The 2,325-nt window shown below is 68.7% G+C and carries 2 protein-coding genes; both read left to right on the top strand.

The window, feature by feature from the left end; all coding sequences use genetic code 11:
* Nucleotides 1–146: 146 nt before the first annotated feature.
* Nucleotides 147–1,391: an IS21 family transposase gene (istA, locus tag KAK03_RS24635; RefSeq protein ID WP_210857332.1), complete on the top strand. Its 1,245-nt coding sequence runs from the start codon at nt 147–149 to the stop codon at nt 1,389–1,391.
* On the top strand, nt 1,388–2,257 hold the full coding sequence (gene istB / locus KAK03_RS24640; RefSeq protein ID WP_210857333.1) for an IS21-like element helper ATPase IstB: 870 nt from the start codon (nt 1,388–1,390) through the stop codon (nt 2,255–2,257). Before istA ends, istB begins: the two co-directional genes overlap by 4 nt.
* Nucleotides 2,258–2,325: the final 68 nt, after the last annotated feature.

Raw genomic sequence — 2,325 nt, forward strand, 5'->3', positions numbered from 1 at the left:
TTGTCACCGCCGGTCGAATACTCCCCAGATCGGGCGGTTGAAATTTCCCCAGTCTGATCCTTCGCGCGCAGCCGGGCCGAGGCCCGGCTGCGCGCGGCCGCCGACCCGAGCATGGGCGCCTGTGGGTGCTGCATGCGGGGGAGCCGGTGGTCGATTTGATTGGGTTGATCATGATCCTGGACTTGCACCAGCAAGGCCTGTCGGTCTCGGCCATTGCGCAGCGCACGGGCCTGGACCGCAAGACGGTACGCAAGTACATCGAGCGTGGCGCGCTGCCACCCAGGTACTCGCCGCGACCACCGCGACCGAGCCTGGTCGCGCCCTTCGAGCCGTACCTGCGTGAGCGTCTGGCCGCCTGGCCCGAGCTCACCGGCCAGCGACTGCTGCGCGAGATCCGCGAGCAAGGCTACGCAGGCAGCTACACCATCCTCAAGGAAGTCATCCGCCGGGTGCGGCCGCCTCGCGCGCCGACCTTCGAGGTTCGCTTCGAGACGGCGCCCGGCCATCAGGCGCAGGTCGACTTCGCGGAGTTCCGCGTGCACTTCGCCGGCGAGGAGGGCGAACGCAAGGTGTGGCTGTTCGCCATCGTGCTGGGCCACAGCCGCTACCTGTGGGCGCAGTTCGTGCTGCATCAGGATCTGCCCACGCTGCTGCGCTGCCACATGGAGGCCTTCGAGCACTTCGGGGGCACCCCAAGGGAGATCCTGTACGACCGCATGAAGACAGCCGTGCTCGGCGAGCCCGAGGGCGGCCGCGGCGTGGTCTACAACGCCAAGCTGTTGGCCATGGGCACACACTACGGCTTCGTGCCTCGTGCCTGCCAGCCGTACCGCGCCAAGACCAAGGGCAAGGTCGAGCGGCCGTACCGCTACATCCGGGCCGACTTCTTCATGGCGCGCCACTTCGCCGACATCGGCGACATGAACCGCCAGTTGCGCCAGTGGCTCGACGGGGTGGCCAACGCCCGCCGCCACGGCACCACCGAGCGCATCGTCGCGCAGCACTTCGATGAGGAGCGCAAGGCCTTGCAGCCGTTGCCCGCCGGCCGCTTCGAGGCGGTGCTGCATGTGCAACGACGGCTCAGCCACGAGGGCTGCGTCAGCGTTCTGGGCAATTACTACAGCGTGCCCGACGGCACCCGCGCCCGGGTGGTGGAGGTGCAGACCACGGCCGACCAGGTGCGCATCCTGGAGGACGGCAAGCTCATCGCCGTGCATGCGCTGCTGCACGGCCGCAAGCAGCGCTCGGTGCTGCCTGGGCACCGGCAAGTCGTGCGCGCCGCGCAGCGCACCGAGCGCCCGGCGCTGCGCCTCATGCCTGGGCACGCGGTGGCCACCCGGTCGCTGGGCGTGTACGAGCAGATCGCCAGGCACCTGGGAGGCAGCCGATGAGCAGCAACACCCCTCCCAACACCACCGATCGCATCCGGCGTCACCTGGTGGGGCTGAAGATGCCGCGGGCGCTGGAAGCGCTGCAGACGACACTCGCGCGCATCGAGCAGGGCGAGGTCACGGCGCTGGAGGCCATCGAGGCGCTGCTGGGCGAGGAGTACAGCACCCGGGAGAGCCGGCGCATCAAGATGGCGCTGCAGACCGCCCGGCTGAGCACCGTCAAGACGATCTCGGGCTACGACTTCAGCTTCCAGCCCAGCCTGGACCGCAACCGGGTGCTGGCACTGGCGGACCTGGACTTCGTCGAGCGGCGCCAGTGCGTGCACTTCCTGGGCCCGCCGGGCACCGGCAAGAGCCACCTGGCGATCGCGCTGGGCTTCGAGGCGGTCAAGGCCGGCAAGAGCGTGTTCTTCGCCACCCTGGCCGAGCTGGTGGACTCCATGCGCAAGGCCGAGCGCGAGGGCAAGCTCAGGGACCGGGTGAAGTTCCTGAGCCGCTACAGCCTGCTGATCGTCGACGAGATCGGCTACCTCCCGGTGGGCTCCGGTGGCGGCAACCTCTTCTTCCAGCTCGTCAACGCCTGCTACGAGCGCTGCGCAATGATCATGACGGGCAACCGAGGCTTCGGCGAGTGGGCCGACATCTTCGGCGACGCAGTGGTCGCCACGGCGCTTCTGGACCGGCTGCTGCACCATGCCGTGGTCATCCCGATCGAGGGCAACTCGTACCGGCTGCGTGAGCACGCGGCGTTGATACCCGAGCACATGCGCACGCGCCATGCGCTCAGCGATCCCGGCGCCGCCATCCCGATAAAGCGCCGGCCTGGACGGCCACGCAAGGAGCCCATCGCCTCCATCCCGGGCTGAGGACCCTGGTCGCTTGGGTGGGGAAAATTCGTCCGCCCGAAATGGGGAAAAGTACGGCGCCATTGACA

Source organism: Ideonella alba (assembly GCF_018069845.1).
In the GTDB taxonomy this organism is placed as follows: domain Bacteria; phylum Pseudomonadota; class Gammaproteobacteria; order Burkholderiales; family Burkholderiaceae_C; genus Ideonella; species Ideonella alba.